Origin of the sequence: Nesterenkonia alkaliphila (assembly GCF_009758175.1) — a bacterium.
Classification (GTDB): Bacteria; Actinomycetota; Actinomycetes; order Actinomycetales; family Micrococcaceae; genus Nesterenkonia; species Nesterenkonia alkaliphila.
In genome coordinates this window covers 1-17,160 of the sequence record NZ_WRPM01000059.1, presented here as the reverse complement: position 1 = coordinate 17,160, position 17,160 = coordinate 1, and the positions used below count along the sequence as shown (strand labels likewise).

Below are 17,160 nucleotides of genomic sequence, written 5' to 3'. Positions count from 1 at the left end.
TCACTCTCCCTCGGTGGCAGTCTCCAGGGCCTGGTCCAGGTCCCAGATAATGTCTTCAACATCTTCCAAGCCCACCGAAATCCTGATCAGATCATCAGGCACTCCGGCAGCCAGCAGCTGCTCAGCATTCAGCTGCTGATGAGTGGTGGAGGCCGGGTGCAGGATCAGAGTCCGGGCATCGCCCACATTGGCCAGGTGGCTGGCCAGCTGCAGGGACTCGATGAACTTCACACCGTTGGCCCTCCCGCCGGCGATCCCGAAGCTGAACACGGGGCTGACTCCGGCCCGCAGCAGCTGCTGCGCCCGGGCGTAGTGCCGGTGGCTGGGCAGGCCGGAGAAGTTGACATAGTCCACCCGGGGATCGGCCTCCAACCATTCGGCCACCTTCTGCGCATTGGCCACATGCTCGGTCATCCGCTGCGGCAGGGTCTCGATGCCCTGGATCAGCTGGAAGGCCGCCTGCGGGGTCAGCGAGGGGCCGAAGTCGCGCAGCTGTTCGGCGCGCAGTTTGGTGAGGAACCCGTACTCTCCGAAATTGCCCCACCAGCTCAGGCCACCATAGGAGGCCACATGCTCTGTCATCTGCGGGAACTTGCCGTTGTCCCAGGGGAACTTCCCGGACTCGACGACGACGCCGCCCAGGGTGGTGCCGTGCCCGCCCAGGAACTTGGTCACCGAATGAGTCACGATATCCGCCCCATGCTCCAGCGGGCGGAAGAGGAACGGAGTGGTCAGCGTGGAGTCGACCACCAGCGGTATGCCGTGGGCATGGGCGACCTCAGCCAGCCCGGGCAGGTCCACAATGTCACTGGCCGGATTGGAGACCACCTCGGTGAAGATCAGCTTGGTGTTCTCCTGCAGCGCCTCCTTGAAGTCCGCGGCCTCGTCGGAGTTCACGAACGTGGTCTCGATCCCGAAGCGGCGCAGCGAGACGTCCAGCTGGGTCACGGTGCCGCCGTAGAGCTTGGAGCTGGCCACAATATGATCGCCCTGCTGGCACAACGCGGCGAAGACCAGGAACTCCGCGCTCATCCCGGAGGCGGTGGCCACTGCCCCGATGCCGCCCTCCAAGGAGGCGATCCGCTCCTCCAGGGCCGCCACTGTGGGGTTGCCGATCCGGGAGTAGATATTGCCGAACTTCTGCAGCGCGAAGAGATTGGCGGCGTCCTCGGTGTCCTTGAACACGAAGGAGGTGGACTGGTGGATCGGCACCGCCCGGGTGCCGTAGGTGGCATCGGGGACAGCCCCGGCGTGCAGGGCCCGGGTGCGGAATCCGAATATCCGGTCAGTGGTCATTGCGGTGCGTTCTCCTTCACGGGTGCTGTGCCCAGAGTCTGGCAGATCTGCTGGATCCTCGGCACACAGGGTTCGTTCTGCAGGCTGGTGGTGTCGCCCAGGGGATGGCCGTCGTGCAGCTGGGTGAGCAGCCGGCGCATGATCTTGCCCGAGCGGGTCTTGGGCACCTCAGGCACCGGGATCACGGTGCGCGGCTTTGCCACCGGGCCGATCACCTCCGCCACATGGGAGCGCAGCCGGCTGAGCAGCTCCGGCCCGGCCGCGGGGTCTTCCTCCAGCCGCTGCCAGGCGGAGGTGCTGAGCACCACGAAGGCGGCGACCGCATGCCCGGTGGTGGCGTTATGGACCGGGGCGACCCCGGCCTCGACCACATCCGGGTGGCTGACTAGGGCAGATTCAATCTCAATGGTGGAGAGCAGATGCCCGGAGACGTTGATCGCGTCATCGATCCGGCCCAGGATCCAGATGTCCCCCTCGGCGTCGCACTGCCCAGCGTCCCCGGCCAGGAACCAGCCGCGGCCGCCCTCGGCGTGGGCGTACTTCTCCCAGTAGCTGGTGTAGAACCGCTCCGGGTTCCCCCAGACGGTGCGCGCCATGGAGGGCCCCGGCCGGGTGATCACCACATTGCCCTGCACCCCCGGGTCCGTGGGGCGCCCGGAATCGTCGACGACGCCGGCATCCCAGCCGGGCAGCGGAGAGGCCACTGAGCCCGGCTTGAACCGTGCCGGGTCACGCTCGGGCCTGGGGGAGAGCACGGCGGAGCCCGACTCGGACTGCCACCAGGTGTCCACCAGCGGCAGCACGGGGCGGTTCTGCGCGTCCCGGGTATCGCGGCCGATCTGGCTGCGCAGCCAGCTGGCGGCCTCCGGGTTGACCGCCTCGCCCACGGTCCCGGCGATCCGCACCGAGCTGAGGTCGTACTCGGTCGGCACCCCGCCGGGGAACCAGCCCATCAGTGAGCGCACTAGGGTGGGGGCGGTGTAGTAGCTGGTGACCCGGTGGCGGGCGATGATCTCAAAATGCCGCCCCGGGTGCGGCACTTTCGGTACCCCTTCGTAAATTACCTGGGTGGCCCCGGCCGCCAGGGGGCCGTAGATCTCGTAGGTGTGCGCGGTCACCCAGGCCAGGTCCGCGGTGCACCAGTGCACATCGTGCTCGCGCCTGTCCGGGTCCGGGTGGGCGAAGAGCCGCAGGTAGCTGTACAGTCCGGCGGTGAGGTAGCCCCCGGTGGTGTGCACCAGCCCTTTGGGCTTACCCGTGGTGCCGGAGGTGTACATAATGAACAGGGGGGATTCGGCGTCGAAGAACTTCGGCTCATGCTCAGCAGAAGCGGTCTCCACCAGCTCGTGCCACCACAGGTCGCGGCCCCGACCGTCACCGTTGAGATCCTCGCTGTTCCAGGGGATCTGGGAGCCGGTGCGCCGGATCACCAGCACATGCTCGAGGTTGCCGCCCTCAGCAGGGGTCAGGCCCTGCACGGCTGCGTCAGCATTCTCCTTCACCGGAACCGCCGTGCCCCGGCGGTACTGACCGTCGGTGGTGACCAGCAGCTTCGCTCCGGTGTCCGCCACCCGGAAGCGCAGCGCCTCGGCGGAGAACCCGCCGAAGACCAGCTGGTGCACCGCGCCGATCCGGGCGCAGGCCAGGGTGATCACAATGGTCTCCACCAGCACCGGAAGGTAGATCACCACCCGGTCGCCGGCGGTGATCCCCAACGAGTCCAGCGCATTGGCGGCCTGGGCCACCCGGCGGGCCAGTTCGGCATAGCTGACCGTCTCCCGGTCCCCGGGCTCGCCCTCGAAGTGCAGTGCGGCCTTCTCCCCGTGTCCGGCGGCCACATGCCGGTCGGCACAGTTGACCGCGGCGTTGAGCCGCCCGCCCTCGAACCAGCGGATCTCCGGGCCGCGCCGACGCTCCGGGTCCGGCGGGGTCCAGCTGTGGGCGGTGTGCCACCGGGTCTGCCAGCTCAGCAGCCCGGCGGCGCGCTCCCAGAAGCGCAGCCGCTCCTCCTCGATGCTGGGCTCGGCCCAGCGGTGCACATCGGCGGTCACGGCAGCGGCTTGAAGGTGCTCTGGTGGAAGACCAGGCCGGGGCGGGCCTCGTCCACGGTCAGGTCCAGGACCTCCAGCAGCACCACATCGTGGTCGCCGGCGGGGAACTGGTTGTAGAGGCGGGTGCGCAGGTGAAGCGGGCTGTGGGCAATGGCCAGCGCCCCGGCGTCGTCGGTGCTGTACTCCACTCCGGCGAACCGCTGCGAACGGTCCTTGGCGGCGATCTGGCGGCACAGACCCTGCTGCTCCTCGCCGAGCACTGAGACGCCCAGCTGGGGCGCCCGGCGCAGCCGCGGCCAGGTGCTGGAGGTGTGCTGGACCGCGAAGCTGACCAGCGGCGGGTCCAGGGAGACCCCCACGGTGAAGGTGGAGGCCACCAGGCCCTCCGGGGCACCGTCGATCTCAGCGCCGAGGACCACCACGCCCTGCGGGAACTGGGCGAAGGCGGCGCGCAGGGCCAGCGGGTCGGCCGGGGTCTGCGGCTGGGCCAGGGTGGCGGCGGACAGGCTCATGGTGACACTCCCATCGTTCCTGGCAGTAGCACCCGGCCTGGGCGCACAGCGGCGCCGCCCGGGTTGCTGCGGCATCAAAGAGCCAGATCTCTCCGCCGCTCGGGATGGACCTCTTCACCGTACGGGTCTGCGCCGGGGTCGGGCAAAAGCCGTGTCACATTACGAGACATTTGCGTGCCGCTCCGGGTCCCGCAGCCTGCTGCATGACGTTTTATGAACATTCGGTTTGACTCAGAAGTATGTGCAGGGCGTACAGTGGCTCCCGCAACACTACCCATCAAGAGCGACTGAGGGATCTGGCCCGATGACGTCGCAGCAACCGGCTCTGTGAGCAAGGTGCTAACGCCAGAACCGATGGAGAATGTCCCATGATTTCACTCCGCCATGTGTCCACGACTTTTGCCGCCCGCGGCAAGGAGCCGATCACTGCGGTCGACGACGTCTCCCTGGAGATCCCTGCCGGCTCCATCCAGGGCATCATCGGGTTCTCCGGGGCGGGCAAGTCCACTCTGCTGCGCAACATCAACCTCCTGGAGCGCCCCACCTCCGGCGAGGTGTGGATCGGCGACACCGAGATCACCGCGCTCAAGGACGAGGCCCTGCGCCGGGCCCGGCACCAGATCGGCATGATCTTCCAGGGGTTCAACCTGGTCAACAACCTCACCGTGGCGCAGAATGTGGAGCTGTCCCTGAAGTTCTCCGGGGTCCGGGACAAAGCAGAACGACGCCGCCGGGCCGCCGAGGCGCTGGAGACGGTGGACATCTCGGAGAAGGCCAAGAACTATCCCGCCCAGCTCTCCGGGGGCCAGAAGCAGCGGGTGGCGATCGCCCGCGCCCTGGCCACCAAGCCCCAGGTGCTGCTCTGCGACGAGCCCACCTCCGCCCTGGACCCGTTCACCACCGCCACCGTGCTGCAGTACCTGGCGGACATCAACCGGGAGTTCGGCATCACCGTGGTGATCGTCACCCACGAGATGGAGGTCATCAAGGCACTGGCCGACAATGTGGCCGTAATGGAGAACGGCCGGGTGGTCGAGCAGTTCCCCGCCGGCGACCTGCACCGGGAGGGCTTCACCCCCACCACCTCCATCGGCCGCTATCTGGTCTCCGACGGGATCAGCGTCAACAAGGCGGGGGCCGCGGTCTCAGAGGACGCCTTTGATGTTGTTGCTGAGGGAGTGGAGGACTACGAAGGGGAGGCCGGGCCGGAGCAGCAGGAGCCGGGGGCCCAGCGGGAGCGCAGCATCTTCGCCGCCGTGGAAGGCGGGGTGCGCTGATGGACCTGGTGATCTACCGCCTCCCCGATATGGCGCAGGCCCTGGCCGAAACACTGGCCATGATCGGAGTGGCCATCCCGCTAGCCGTGCTGATCGGCACCCCGATCGGCATCTGGCTGTTCCTGCACGCCCCCAGCGGCATCAAGCCGACCCCGAAGACCCACGCAGTGGTCTCCGGCATCGTGAACACCATCAGGTCCTTCCCCTTCCTCATCCTGCTGATCGCGATCCTGCCGTTCACCCAGTTCGTGGTGGGCACCACGGTCGGCACCGCAGCCGCCATCGTGCCGCTGACCATCAACGCCATCCCCTACTTCGCCCGGCTGGTGGAGCAGAACATCACCCAGCTCGGCTCCGGGGCGGTGGAGGCCTCCCGGGCTATGGGCGCCACCCGCGGCCAGATCATCCGCAATGTGCTGCTGGTGGACGCCAAACCGGCGATCATCGGCTCGATCACCATCACCACCGTCAGCTTCATCAGCTACTCGGCGATGGTGGGCATCGTCGGCGGCGGAGGCATCGGGGAGTTCGCCATCCGCTACGGCTACTACCGGTACGAGACCTCGGTCATGCTCGCCGCCATCGTGGTGATGATCGTGCTGGTCACCGCGGTGCAGTGGGGCGGGACCCGGATCTCCCGCATGACCGATAAACGCATCGCCGCCTGAGCCGCCGCGCCCGGGCCGCAGCTTCACACTCGCTACAACAAGAAAGAACGAGACCCCTATGAATGCATCACGCCGCCATGCCGGCACCGCTGCCGTGATCTCCGCCTCCGCCCTGGCACTGACCAGCTGCGGGCTCTTCGGCGGAGCCGGCGACGAGGAGACCATCACGCTGATCGTCACCGAATCGGCTCCCTTCCAGGACCCCACCGAGATCGTGCAGGATCTGCTCGAGGAGGAGGGCTGGAACGTCGAGGCCACCTATGTCAACGACTGGGTGCGCCCCAACCATGCCGTCTCCGACGGTGAGTTCGACGCCAACTACTTCCAGCACCTGGTCTATCTGCACCAGTTCAACCAGGACCATGACCTGGACCTGGTCCCGATCTTCGCCGTCTACGAGGCTCCGGCAGGCATCTACAGCACCCAGCACGACTCGCTGGAGGACCTGCCCGAAGGTGCCGATATCGCCATCTCGGTCGACCCCGGCAACAACTGGCGCACCTTCCGGATGCTGGCCGAAGAAGGCCTCATCGAGATCGATGAGGAGGTGCCCTACACCCAGCTGACCCAGGACCACGTCACCTCCAACCCGCAGAACTTCAACTTCATCGAGATGGAGGCCCAGCAGATCCCGCAGAGCCTCGACAGCGTCGACGCCGGGTGGCTGGTGCAGCGCATGGCCGCCGAGAACGACATCGCCCCGGACTCCGCACTGACCTTCGAAGAGGACCTGCTGACCCTGCCGATCACCATCGTCGTCGCCGCCCCCGAAGAGTTCCGGGGCACGGAGAAGGCCGAGGCGCTGCAGCGGGCCTACCAGTCCCCGGAGGTCCAGGCCTGGTTCGACGAGTACCTCGACGGAGCCATCAGCACCGCCTTCGACGTGGACATCGACGAAGCATGGGAGAACGTCACCTCAGAAGGGTTCGCCACCGACTGATGCGCACCGGAGCCGAATACCTGGCCAGTCTCAACGACGGCCGCACCGTCTACCTCGACGGGGCTGTGGTGGAGAACGTGGCGGAGCACCCCGCATTCGCCCCGGTCGCCCGGACCGTGGCGGGCCTCTACGACTACGCCGCCGACCCCTCGAACCAGATGCAGTACCACGCCGAGGAGATCGGCGGTCCGGCCAACCTGGTCTACAGCATCCCGCGCAGTCCGGAGCAGCTGGCCGCCCGGGGGCAGGCGATCGCCCGCTGGGCCCAGCAGACCAAGGGCTGGCTGGGGCGCAGCCCGGACCACCTGGGAGCCACCTTCGCCGGCTTCGCCTCCAACGCCGGGGTCTTCGAGGTGCCGGGCAGGGGCTTCGACGAGAACGTCCGCAGCTTCTACCGCCACATCCTGAAGAACAGCTCCTATGTCAGCTACGCGGTGATCCCCCCGCAGTACTCCCGAGCCTCCACCGCCTCCTCCTGGGGCGAGGACTTCATCCAGGTCGGCGTGGTGCGCGAGACCGAAGAGGGACTGATCGTCCGCGGCTCCCAGATGCTCGCCACCGGCGGACCATTGGCCGATGAGCTCTTCGTGACCTGCATCAAGCCGCTGAAGCCCGAGGACTCCGCCTTCGCGATCAGCTTCGCGGTGCCCATCGCCACCGAGGGCCTGAAGCTCATTGCGCGGCGGCCCTACGCCCCGGCTGCCACCAGCGAATTCGACTACCCGCTGACCTCCAGGTATGACGAACCGGATGCCTTCGTGGTCTTCGACGACGTGCTGGTGCCCTGGGAACGGGTGTTCGTCGACCGGGACGTCCAGCGGGTCAGGGAGCCGTTCTTCCGCACCCCCGCGCACCCGCTGATGAACTGGCAGGCCCAGATCCGCTTCGCCGAGAAGCTGAGATTCATCGCCTCCGTAGCCCACCGGATCGCCGAGGTCAACGAGACGGACCAGTCCCCGGGCACGGTGGAGAAGCTCGGCGAACTGGCAGCGCTGGTGCTCTCGGTGGAGTCCGCACTGTGCGCCGCCGAGTACGCCGCAGCACCGGACGAGCAGGGCACCTACGTGCCCGCGCGCCGGTACATCTACGGGGCCATGGGGCTGCAGGGGGAGACCTACCCGCGGATCATCCAGATCCTCCGGGAGATCGCCAGCGGCGGTGTGATGCAGCTGCCCTCCAGTGCCGCCGACATGATCAGCCCCACCACCAGCGGGGACATCGACCGGTACATCCGCTCCAGGAACACCGGGAGCCTGGATAGGATCAAACTCTTCCGGCTCGCCTGGGACATCATCGGCTCCGAGTTCGGCGGCCGGCACCAGCAGTACGAGATCTTCTACGCGGGATCATCAGCTCTGGTGAAGAGCGCCTACACCTATAGGGACTTCGGCTACGAGGCACTGGGCGAGGAACTGGACTCATTCCTCAGCGGATACGACCTGCCTGAGACCCTCTGACCCGGAAGGACCCCTCCCGCTCTATGGACTTGCACTCCGCCGAAGCCCACCTGGCATCCCGCTACGGAAGGCCAGTCTCCTGGGCCCCGCCCGAGTGGAACCCCACCCTCGAGGTGCTGACCACGCACCGCTCAGTGCGCAGGTACCTGGACCAGGAGGTCCCCGACGAGACGCTGCATACGCTGATGGCAGCGGCTCAGTCCGGTCCCACCTCGTCGAACCACCAGATCGTCAGCGCCGTTGCTGTGCGCAGCCCCGAGACCAAGGCTGCACTCTTCGACATCGGCGGCCCCAAGCAGAAGCACATCCTGCAGGCCCCGGTGATCCTGGTATGGCTGATCGACTTCCGCCGGGTCAACACCATCGCGGAGCAGGCCGGTGCCGCACTGGGAGGTCTGGACTACCTCGACGCACTGCTGATCGGGGCCACCGATGTGGGGATCGCAGCCCAGAACGCAGCCACCGCCGCGGAGTCCCTGGGACTGGGCACTGTGCTGCTGGGGTCCCTGCGCAATGACGTCCACCGGGTGGCCGAACTGCTGGAGCTGCCCGGCGACGTCATCCCCTTCCTGGGGATGGCCCTGGGGCACCCGGACCCCGAGGAGGCTGCCGGCATCAAGCCGCGCCTGCCCCAGCAGATGGTCCTCCACCACGAGACCTACGACGCCGCTCAGGCCGCCGGGGGTCTGCAGGACTACGAGGAGACCATCGCGGAGTACTACCGCCAGTACGGACTCGACCCCCAGTGGGCAGCCCGGACCATCGACCGCCTGAGCAGCCAGACCGCAACTGCCACCAGGCGCCACCTGCAGAGCAGCTACTACCGCAGTGCCGGACTCGGCCTGGCCTGAGAGCACTGCCCCCGCCACCACCTGCCCAGAGACACAAAGGACGACCCCATGAGCACCACCGCCGACCCCACCCTTGACGCCCCGGCCAGCGCGGTCCAGATCCCCCAGGAGGTCCTGGACCGCATCGCCGCAGGAGCTGTGGACCGAGAGCTGAACCGGGTTCTTCCCTTCGAGCAGGTCGCCTGGCTGAATGAGGCCGGATTCGGAGCCCTGCGCGTGCCCCGCCAGTACGGCGGTCCCGGCGGCACGGTGGAGGACCTGATCATCGAAGTGATCCGACTGGCTGAGGCCGACTCCAATGTCGCCCATCTCTACCGGGGCCACTTCGGGTTCGTCGACTCCCTCCTCTTCAAGCCCGAGGAGCAGAAGCAGCACTGGTACGCCGAGGTGCTCCGGGGCAGGACGGTCGGCAACGCCTCCACCGAGAAGGGCGGCAACGCGCTGGGGACCCTCAATACGGTGCTGACCCGCAGCGAGGAAGGATGGCTGCTCAACGGGGAGAAGTTCTACTCCACCGGAACGATCTTCTCCGACTACACCCGGGTATCGGCCGCCGTGGAGGGTGAGCAGGGCCGGCGGTTCGCCGTCGTGCGCACGGACCACCCGGGGGTCACCGTGCACGATGACTGGGACGGGTTCGGGCAGAAGCTCACCGGCACCGGCACCACGGAGTTCTCCTCGGTGCCCGTGGAGCAGATCGCTGTCCTGGACCGCCGCCAGGGCACCCACGAGGCCATCCATGAGGCCGCCTTCTACCAGCTCTACCTGCTGGCGGTGATGGCCGGCATCGCCAAGGCCGCAGTACGGGACGCTGCGGCCACACTGGCAAAACGCACCCGCACCTTCAACACCTCGGCCAGCGGCGCCCAGTTCAAGCAGGACCCGCTCATCCAGCAGATCCTGGGCCGGATGTCGGCCAAGGCCTACGCTGCTGAGGCAACGGTGCTGCAGACAGCACGGATCCACGACCGGGCTCTGGACGCGGGCCTGGACCGGGGGACCGGGGCTCCGGACTTCTCCGGCACGCTGCCCCCCGGGGTCTTCGAGTCCGAGATTGCGGTGGAGAAGGCACAGATCACCGTTCCTGAATTGGTTCAGCAGGTCACCCAGGACCTCTTCGACACCGCCGGCGCCTCTGCGGTGCTGCGCAGCAAAGCCCTGGACCGGCACTGGCGCAACGCCCGGACAGTGGCCACCCACAATCCCATCGTCTTCCGCGCCCGGGCGATCGGGGACTACGAGATCAACGGCGCACTGCCCGAGGGCCTCAGCGCCATTGGAGATGCCAAGAAATGACGATGCACTTCAACGCCTTTGACATGGTGGTTCCGGTCCATCAGAGCCCCGGGCTGTGGCGCCATCCGGAATCGCAGATCGACCGGTTCGACCAGCTCAGCTACTGGACAGGACTGTCCCAGACCCTGGAACGGGCCGGCTTCACCAGCCTGTTCCTGGCCGATGTCCCTGGCATCTACGACGTCTACGGGGGCAGCCACCATGCGGCGGCGCGCGGGGGAGTGCAGTACCCGCTGCTGGACCTGCAGGTGATGGTTCCTGCGCTGGCGGCAGCCACGACCCACCTGGGCTTCGGCATCACCGCCTCGGTCACCTATGAGCAGCCCTACCTGCTGGCCCGGCGCTTCGCCACCCTGGATCACCTCACCGGCGGCCGGATCGCCTGGAACATCGTGACCAGCTACCAGGACTCCGCGGCCCGGAACCTCGGCCTGGAAGGTCAGATACCGCATGACGAGCGCTACGACCGGGCCGATGAGTTCATGGAGGTGATGTACAAGCTCTTCGAGCGCTCCATCGCCGAGGGGGCAGTGGTCGCCGACCGGCAGGCCGGAGTCTTTGTGGACCCGGAGAAGGTCCGGGGCATCGGGCACCGCGGCAGGTGGTTCACCGTGCCCGGTGAGATGCTCACCCACCCCGGCCCGCAGCGGACCCCGCTGCTGTTCCAGGCCGGCTCTTCCGCCCGCGGCCAGAAGTTCGCGGTGGACCACGGGGAAGCGATATTCGTGATCAATGCCGATCCCAAGAAGCTGGCCAAGCAGGTGGAGGGGACCCGGGCGGCACTGCTGCAGGCCGCCCGCGACCCGCAGTCGGTGAAGTTCTCCGCTATGGCCACCATCGTGGTGGGCGAGACGGAGGCGGAGGCCCGGGCGCGGTTCCAGGAGTACAAAAAGTACGTGGACACCGAGGCAGCACTGGCGCTCTTCGGCGGGTGGACCGGGGTTGACCTCTCCGGGCTGAACGAGGAGGACTACGTCGCCGACGTCGCCACCGAAGCCAACCAGTCCGCCCTGGGCTTCTTCACCAAGGACCCGAAGAAGAAATGGACGGTCCGTGAAGTCGCCGAGTTCGTCTCCATTGGTGGGCGGGGTCCCACCATCGTCGGCGACCCGGCGCAGGTGGTGGACCAGCTGGTGGAGTACCAGCAGATCTCAGGAGTCGACGGCTTCAACGTCTCAGCAGCTGTGCGCCCGGCGGATTTCGAGCGTTTCGAGCACTACGTGACGCCCGAGCTGCGCCGCCGCGGTCTGCTGCCCGAGCGGCCCCAGACCCCGGTGACTCTGCGTGAGGCCCTGCTGGGTGCCGGCCCCCACCTGGCTGAGGACCATCCGGCCCGCCGTCTGGACTGACGCCGGGGCCGGCAGGCGGCGGCTATCCTTGAGAGGCTATGACTGCTGAAGCCACCGCTCGCTCTGCCGCCCAGGCGCTCGCTGTGCATCTGGACGCCCTGGCGCAGCCAGAGCGCAGCCAGGCGCCGCTGAGCGACTCACAGCTGCTGGCCCGTGCCCTGGCCGCCCGCGGCATCAGGGCCAAACGGATCACCGAGGGGCGCTGGGTATTCGAGTTCCGGGGCAATGTCATCGGAGGCTTCGCCAACCGGGTCACCACCCTGGTCAGCGCCCACTCCCGACGGGTGCTGCGCGACCCCGCCCAGTTGATCGCTCACCTGGATCTGATGGAAGTGCCACATGCGCTCGAGTACGACGACGCCGAGGACCAGTTCCAGCCCCCGCTGCCCATTGAGATCGACCTCACCCAGGACAGAGACAAGGAGGCCGTGCTGGTGCAGGCATATTGCGTGGGCAAGAGAGCGGTCAGCGTGATCACCGCCGTGCCGAACCCGGAGGGCGGCAAGAGCCTCACTGTGGACCTCACCGGCCGGGTGGCGGAAGAGATATTCCAGCTTGCGGTGGACGGGCTGCGGGCAGTGCCGGGTCTGCTGGCAGGGGCGGTCACACTGCGGGTGAGTTCCCTGGACAGTGTTGAGGGCGGCGTCGTACTCGGTATTGATGAGACGGCCAGTATTGTGCCGCATCACTACCCGGACCGCGGTCAGGGGCAGCCTGTGGCCGATGCCCTGGCCGAGCATATCCTCTTCACCGCGGCGCTCTAGGGCTATTGTGAGTAGCAATGCCTGAGACTTACTTCCCAATCCCCGGAGGGGCCCGGCGCGGCGCGGCGGTCCCCCCGCCTCCGCCTCCCCCCGGTGTGCCTGGAGGCCGGCCGGCAATAGAGCTGGGGGAGAGCCCCTCGGCTACGGTGCGGTTCATCGCCGAGCATGTGGAGCCCCAGTATGGCCAGCTGCGCCGGTGGAGTTCGACACTGCCCCATCACGAGCTGCTGCAGCGGGCAGCCCGGCGCAAACGGATGACCATCAAGAAGATCACTGAGTCCAATCAGCTGTTCTTCCTCTCCGGGGTGCTGGTGGGCGGCACCGACGGGGTGATCACCTCACTGGTCAGCCACCAGGCCCGCCGGGTCTCCCGCTCCAAGGCGATGACCAAGCGGTACCTGAGCTCGGCCGAGGTTCCCACCCCCAAGGGTAAGGCGATCAATCCCACCGACTTCTCCCGAGCGGTGAAGTATATGAAGGCCCAGGGCAAGCAGGTGGCGGTCAAACCCTCCTCCGGCAGGGCCTCCAAAGGCATCACTGTGAACGTCACCCGTGAGCACCAGCTGCGTACCGCGTGGCAGTCGGCGATGGCCGCGCGCTCGGCCACCTCGGAGTCCCGGTACCTGATTGTCATCGAGGAGTACACTCCGGGCCTGGACGTGCGCTGCTATGTGGTGGGTGGCCAGGTGGTGGGGGCGGTGGCCAGGCTGCCGCTCTACGTGGTGGGTGACGGCATTTCCACAGTGGGCAAGCTCGCCGATGACGAGATCGCCCGGCGGAAGCCCAATGAATACCTCAAACCGCGGCAGCCTGAGATCACCGATTCGTTCCTGGCACGGATGGACCTCACCCGTGATTCGGTGCTCCCCGCAGGGCGGCTGCAGTTCCTGACTCCCATCGCAGACACCGCCCGCGGCGGGGGCATCGCCGTGGACGTGCTGGACCTGCTCAGTGATGAACTCAAAGAGCTGGCCGTGGACGGGCTCTGGGCCATCCCCGGCCTGGGCGCCGCCGCAGTGGATCTGCTGGTACCAGACTTGGGTACGGCCGAGGGAGCTGTGGTGCTGGAGGTCAACCCCTATGCCAATATCATGCAGTTCCACTATCCCAGCTACGGGGAGCCGCGTAAGGTCAATGACGCCATCATGGAGGAGATCCTCGAGCGCGCCTCGCGCTAGCTTTCATCAGCTGAGCTTAGGCGGCCCAGGCCAGTTCCAAGGGGTTGGGAGAATAGACTAGGTCGAACCCGGCGGTCTTGAGTCCGTGGTGCTTCCGGCAGAGCAACTGGAGGTTTTCCGGCTCAGTGGGACCTTCTGGCCAGGGCAGGATGTGGTCGACATCGCAGGACTCGGCAGGCACGTTGCAGCCCTCCACGGAGCAGGTGCCGTCGCGAAAGAGAACAAACTTGCGCAGCCGGGGCGGTGGGAACCGTCCAGAGGATCGCAGCCCGGTCAGTTCCACCATGGGAGGAGAGCCTTCGGCCGGGACGTCGGATGAGGCTGAATCACCGGGCGGGCCCGCCGCTTCCGTCGTTTCGGAGCTGCTCGGGACGCGAGAGATATCTGTCTCATCATCGGGTTCGGTCTCTTGTCCGGGATGCGGCGGGTCTGCCGAATTCCTTTCGGGGGTGCTCTCCCGGTGTGTCAGCTCGTACCAGGTGAGGTTGTCGCTCTGCCGTCGCAGAAAGTTCCGGATGAACTCGGCGGGGACGAATCCGCTGCGATCCCGCAGCATGGCGGGAAGGTCAGATTCTCCGGTGATGGTGGACTCGGGGACCAGCAGTCCGATCTCAGCCTGAACCGGGATTCCACCCTCTGTGCGTCCGTTGAGGACCCAGGCGCTGAGCAGATCAGCGGCGCGCTGTCCAATAGTGCGCGGGTCGCCGGACTCTCGTGTGGTCGGAAGGGCATGGGAGGTGTCGATGCCGTTGGGCCGGTCCTCCCGGGCTACGGGTCCCATGCCGTAGGTCTGCTCTGGTGTGGAGATTGTCGCCGGATCGCAGCTCTGGACCGCGGCAATGGCAGACGTGCCGTTCTCCGCGTTCTCGGACTTCCGGCGGGCGCGCAGAGCGCGCAGCTCATCCTGCCGACGCCGCAGCTCCACACCATCGGCAATCATCGGGTTGTGCGGAATCGGCTGTCTGGGGGAACGGGCTGCGGCATTCAGACGGTTTCTGATGCTGTGCGCGGTGACAGTGTCCAACCGGGCGAAGAGCGTGCTCATGCCGTTGCCCTCGTCGAAGACTTGGGTGTACCGATCTTTGGCCTGTTCGGCGAACCGCTCAGCGGAGGATGCCGGCTCCTGGGTCGCGATCTGTTCAGCTACCCACCGAGCAGCGGCGCGGGGCCGGTAAGTTTCAGCGACGCCGGGCAGTGCGCGGTCGATCTCTGCCAGGGTCTCTGGACAGTCTGACTGCCGGGCGGCGGCGCAGGTCTTGGTCAGGTGAGCCCAGGTGAAATGGCCGGTGCAGAAGGCATCCCAGGTCCGCGGAAGGTGCTCCCGGACGTACTCGACTGTGCTGCAGACTGTGGCTACGTAGTGCTCAGAGGTGTTCAGCGCCTGGGCGGCATACATCAGGGCAGCCTGCCAGGCCCGTCGCACAGTGGCAGCCCGGTCGATGCGCTCTCCGGCGGAGAGGGGCTGCGCCGGCTCCCATCCGTAGTGCTCATCCTCGGCAGCTGTGACCTTCGCCTGCACGTAGTCAGTGATGCGGACCAGGTGGGCAGCTTCCCGACGCCGGCGCTCCACCTCTGATTCGAAAAGCAGCAGAGTCTCGGGGTCACGAAGCCTTACCGGAGGAGCGGGTCGCGCGCGCTCGTCGGCATCAGTGCGAGCACTTCGGAGCTCTGCACTGTGCCCGGGGTTCTGACGACGCTCCTCCTTACCCATGTATCGAATATATCTTCGATATACAAAAGTGTCAAGGCTCACATCGAGAACCAAGGAGAAATAGCAACGGGTCCTGCACTTGGGACCCTCGTCGAACGGTCGGCGAGCAGACCGGACTCATCCCGCGGGCACCTGCTGGCGGGTGTCGGGTGCTGCTGGCCGGTTCGGCTACGGCGAGGGCGCCGACCTCATCGGGCTAGTCGGTGCCCTCGCCGTAGTTCCAGGGATGTGCCCCTAGCGCTCAGTGGATTGGCCCTGCTCGGACACCACATCGCCGTTCTAGGTGGTCTTGGTCTCCGAGCCCTCGGACTCCTCGGCCTTCTCCTCCACGATGTCCTCAGCCTCGTCCACTACGTCGGCCACCTTCTCCTCAGCCTCATCGGCCTTCTCGGCGGCCTTCTTCAGGGCATCGGAGGCGACCGCTGCGGCCCGCTTGGCGCCCTCTGCAACGTCGTGGCTGACCTTGGTGGCAGTGTCGGAGGCTTTAGAGACGAACTCCTGCACGTCTTCGCGATCCCAGGTCTGCTGGGCGGTCTTCTTCATGTTCTCCAAGCCGGCCTCAGCCTTCTCGCGGCCGGTCTTAGTGCCGATCACGTAACCGATGGCCACGCCTGCGCCCAGTGAAAGCAGTCCCATGATGTGCTCCTGTCCCTTAGATTTGCTGAACAGTCCCAACCTAGCGGGGTCCAGGGCCGCTGTCACTGGGGTGAGGCCCCTATTTTCCCCTGAACCAGCCCTGACCCGTGGTCAGGGAGCAGCCAATCGCGGGTCCCACTGATCCAGCGCCCCGGGCACCGGCTGAGCTGGGTCGGCACCCAACTGCACCAGCCGGTTCTCGGTGTCCACATGAACGATCTTGGGCTCGTAGAGGGCCAGCTCGGCCGCGTCGAGCTGTAGGTAGGAGATGATGATCACCAGGTCGCCGGGATGCACCAGATGCGCTGCGGCGCCGTTGATCCCGATGACCCCGGACCCCGGCTCACCGGCGATGGCATATGTGGTCAGCCGGGCACCGTTGGTGATGTCCACGACGTCGACCCGCTCGCCCTCGAGGATACCGGCGGCGTGCAGCAAGTCGGCGTCCACGGTGATCGAGCCGACGTAATGCAGGTCGGCGTGGGTGACGGTGGCGCGGTGTATCTTGCCGCCCAGCATCGTCCTCAGCATAGCTGCTCACTTTCGTGAAAGGTGGGGTGATTCGCTCCCATTATTCAGCGTCGGCGGCGCTGCGCCTATTCCTGACTGGGGTCACGGAAGCTGCACAGAGCGACCGGCGAAGTGCCCGAAGATCCCTTGGAGGGCGGCGACGGCGATCATGCACCACAGCACCGGGGTCCAGGACCCGACAGCCTGGTAGAGCCCGCCGGCCAGCACCGGCCCGACGGCCGCCAACAGGTATCCGATGCTCTGCACCATCCCGGAGAGCCTGCCCACCTGCTGGCTGCTGCCGGCGCGCAGCGAAATGAAGGTCAGCCCCAGCAGCAGCGAGCAACCGGTGGAGATCCCCGCGCACAGGGCCCATACCGGCATCAGGCCGGGCAGCAACATCATGCCGGAGACTGCCACGAGCATGAACCCCACCACCACCGCAGAGACTCCGCGCTGGTCTCTGGTGCGCTGCATCACCTGACCCACGATGAGGCTGGCGACCACGCCGACCGCCTGGAACAGCCCCAGCCACATCCCGGCGGAGGCCTCGTCGATCCCGTGGGAGGTCTGGATGGCGGGTAGCCAGGTCAGCAAGGTGTAGAACAGCGTGGATTGCAGGCCGAAGTAGAGGGTCACCTGCCAGGCCAGGGGGTGGCGCCAC

16 protein-coding genes and 2 riboswitches are annotated in these 17,160 nt (G+C 66.9%); of the genes, 9 read left to right on the top strand and 7 right to left on the bottom strand.

From position 1 onward, the window contains the following. From GNZ21_RS08125 to GNZ21_RS15930, 3 genes are read right to left on the bottom strand one after another with little or no spacing between them, the layout of a single operon-like run. Complete coding sequence (locus GNZ21_RS08125) at positions 1-1,296, bottom strand: O-acetylhomoserine aminocarboxypropyltransferase/cysteine synthase family protein (RefSeq protein WP_157323158.1); 1,296 nt, start codon at positions 1,294-1,296, stop codon at positions 1-3. Further along, the gene (locus GNZ21_RS08120; protein WP_188503628.1) at positions 1,293-3,347 is read right to left on the bottom strand and encodes an acetate--CoA ligase; all 2,055 of its coding nucleotides are present in this window, start codon (positions 3,345-3,347) and stop codon (positions 1,293-1,295) included. The genes GNZ21_RS08125 and GNZ21_RS08120 overlap by 4 nt, the downstream gene beginning before the upstream one ends. Further along, positions 3,344-3,859, bottom strand: coding sequence for a flavin reductase family protein (locus GNZ21_RS15930; RefSeq protein WP_188503627.1), 516 nt, complete (start codon positions 3,857-3,859; stop codon positions 3,344-3,346). The genes GNZ21_RS08120 and GNZ21_RS15930 overlap by 4 nt, the downstream gene beginning before the upstream one ends. Positions 3,860-3,866: 7 nt before the next feature. Continuing rightward, positions 3,867-3,970, bottom strand: a riboswitch (SAM riboswitch). A gap of 160 nt (positions 3,971-4,130) precedes the next feature. Then, a riboswitch (SAM riboswitch) is annotated at positions 4,131-4,220 on the top strand. Between the two features lie 7 nt (positions 4,221-4,227). On the opposite strand from GNZ21_RS15930, the gene GNZ21_RS08115 reads away from it, so the two are divergent. The 9 genes from GNZ21_RS08115 to GNZ21_RS08075 are packed head-to-tail and all read left to right on the top strand — an operon-like array spanning position 4,228 to position 13,639. Beyond that, a complete protein-coding gene (locus GNZ21_RS08115) occupies positions 4,228-5,136 on the top strand; it encodes a methionine ABC transporter ATP-binding protein (protein ID WP_157323156.1) in 909 nt (302 codons plus the stop codon). After that, complete coding sequence (locus GNZ21_RS08110) at positions 5,136-5,804, top strand: methionine ABC transporter permease (protein WP_157323153.1); 669 nt, start codon at positions 5,136-5,138, stop codon at positions 5,802-5,804. Before GNZ21_RS08115 ends, GNZ21_RS08110 begins: the two co-directional genes overlap by 1 nt. A gap of 58 nt (positions 5,805-5,862) precedes the next feature. Further along, entirely contained in the window at positions 5,863-6,744 is an 882-nt protein-coding gene (locus GNZ21_RS08105) for a MetQ/NlpA family ABC transporter substrate-binding protein (protein ID WP_157323151.1), read from the top strand. Further along, the gene (locus tag GNZ21_RS08100) at positions 6,744-8,201 is read left to right on the top strand and encodes a 4-hydroxyphenylacetate 3-hydroxylase family protein (protein ID WP_157323148.1); all 1,458 of its coding nucleotides are present in this window, start codon (positions 6,744-6,746) and stop codon (positions 8,199-8,201) included. The genes GNZ21_RS08105 and GNZ21_RS08100 overlap by 1 nt, the downstream gene beginning before the upstream one ends. Before the next feature lie 23 nt (positions 8,202-8,224). Beyond that, positions 8,225-9,052, top strand: coding sequence for an NADPH-dependent oxidoreductase (locus GNZ21_RS08095; RefSeq protein WP_157323146.1), 828 nt, complete (start codon positions 8,225-8,227; stop codon positions 9,050-9,052). A 48-nt stretch (positions 9,053-9,100) separates the two neighbouring features. Further along, positions 9,101-10,348 (top strand): acyl-CoA dehydrogenase family protein, encoded by a 1,248-nt coding sequence (locus tag GNZ21_RS08090; protein WP_157323143.1) that lies wholly within the window; start codon positions 9,101-9,103, stop codon positions 10,346-10,348. Then, positions 10,345-11,697, top strand: a complete 1,353-nt coding sequence (locus GNZ21_RS08085; RefSeq protein WP_157323141.1) for an LLM class flavin-dependent oxidoreductase — start codon at positions 10,345-10,347, stop codon at positions 11,695-11,697. Before GNZ21_RS08090 ends, GNZ21_RS08085 begins: the two co-directional genes overlap by 4 nt. Positions 11,698-11,735: 38 nt before the next feature. Then, positions 11,736-12,461, top strand: a complete 726-nt coding sequence (locus tag GNZ21_RS08080) for a hypothetical protein (protein ID WP_157323139.1) — start codon at positions 11,736-11,738, stop codon at positions 12,459-12,461. Between the two features lie 17 nt (positions 12,462-12,478). Continuing rightward, a complete protein-coding gene (locus GNZ21_RS08075; RefSeq protein ID WP_157323137.1) occupies positions 12,479-13,639 on the top strand; it encodes a hypothetical protein in 1,161 nt (386 codons plus the stop codon). A 16-nt stretch (positions 13,640-13,655) separates the two neighbouring features. On the opposite strand, the gene GNZ21_RS08070 is transcribed toward GNZ21_RS08075, so the two are convergent. The 4 genes from GNZ21_RS08070 to GNZ21_RS08055 all read right to left on the bottom strand — a co-directional run. Next, complete coding sequence (locus GNZ21_RS08070; protein ID WP_157323135.1) at positions 13,656-15,350, bottom strand: HNH endonuclease signature motif containing protein; 1,695 nt, start codon at positions 15,348-15,350, stop codon at positions 13,656-13,658. 279 nt (positions 15,351-15,629) lie between these two features. Next, positions 15,630-15,986: a hypothetical protein gene (locus tag GNZ21_RS08065; RefSeq protein ID WP_157323133.1), complete on the bottom strand. Its 357-nt coding sequence runs from the start codon at positions 15,984-15,986 to the stop codon at positions 15,630-15,632. 111 nt (positions 15,987-16,097) lie between these two features. Beyond that, positions 16,098-16,517 carry an aspartate 1-decarboxylase gene (gene panD / locus GNZ21_RS08060; protein ID WP_157323131.1) on the bottom strand — a complete coding sequence of 140 codons (420 nt, stop codon included), beginning with the start codon at positions 16,515-16,517 and terminating at the stop codon, positions 16,098-16,100. A gap of 81 nt (positions 16,518-16,598) precedes the next feature. After that, positions 16,599-17,160, bottom strand: a 562-nt coding sequence (locus tag GNZ21_RS08055; protein WP_157323129.1) for an MFS transporter, incomplete at its 5' end; no start/stop codon positions are given.